The organism is Microcoleus sp. PH2017_09_SFU_O_A, from assembly GCF_020738625.1.
Classification (GTDB): Bacteria; Cyanobacteriota; Cyanobacteriia; order Cyanobacteriales; family Microcoleaceae; genus Microcoleus.
The window spans coordinates 1-910 of the sequence record NZ_JAEQCF010000053.1 but is presented as its reverse complement, the minus strand read 5'-3'; the positions used below and the strand labels follow the sequence as shown (position 1 = coordinate 910).

Genomic DNA, 910 nt, shown 5'->3' with positions numbered 1-910 from the left:
GGAGTCGGAGTTGTTACCGGAGTCGGAGTTGTTACCGGAGTCGGAGTTGTTACCGGAGTCGGAGTTGTTACCGGAGTTGGAGTTGTTACCGGAGTTGGAGTTGTTACCGGAGTTGGAGTTGTTACCGGAGTTGGAGTTGGAGAGTTATTGACAACAATGCTGGCTGTGACGATCGCAGAATCAGCTTTTCCGTCATTAGCTTTGTAGGTAAAAGAATCTGTCCCTGCAAAACCAGCATTCGGAGTGTAACTGAAGGAACCGTTAGCGTTGAGGGCGATCGCACCTTTAGCCGGATTTGCCACCAAAATCGCAGTCAACGGATCGTTTTCCGGGTCTGTATCGTTAATTAAGACTCCCAACCCTGCCACGTTGAGAGGAGTATTAAAAGAAGTTGTATAGTTGTCAGGAATCGCGACAGGCGGGTTATTGTTGACGTTTACAGTCACGGTAGCTGGTGGAGAGCTAACTATGCCGTCGCTGACTGTGTAGGTAAATGTGTCTGTCCCAGTAAAGCCTGCCTTAGGAGTATAGGTGAAAGAACCGTCTTTGCTGAGGGCGATCGACCCTTTCGTCGGGTTGGCCGCCAACGCAGCAGTCAGCGTGTCCAAGTCCGCGTCGGAGTCGTTAGCTAAAACTCCCGGCAATATTTCGCTGAGGGCTTTTCCCGCACTGGTGCTATAGGTGTCGGGATTGGCTGTTGGCACACTGTTTGTAACGTTGATATTCACCGTGGCGGGGACAGTTGCAGCGCCATCGCTAGCGCTATAAATGAAAGTATCAACTCCGACAAATCCGGGGCTGGGAGTGTAAATGAAGTCACCCTTGGGATTGAGTACGAGTTTACCTTTAGTCGGTTGTGTGACAACAGCAGCAGTCAACGTGTCGAAAATGTCGGGGTCGAAGTCATTGA

The 910-nt window shown here is 50.5% G+C and carries 1 protein-coding gene; it reads right to left on the bottom strand.

Features of this window, described 5'->3' with window-relative positions:
- Positions 1-910 (bottom strand): Ig-like domain-containing protein (locus JGK16_RS19955; protein ID WP_293192060.1); only part of this gene is annotated, 910 nt, incomplete at both ends.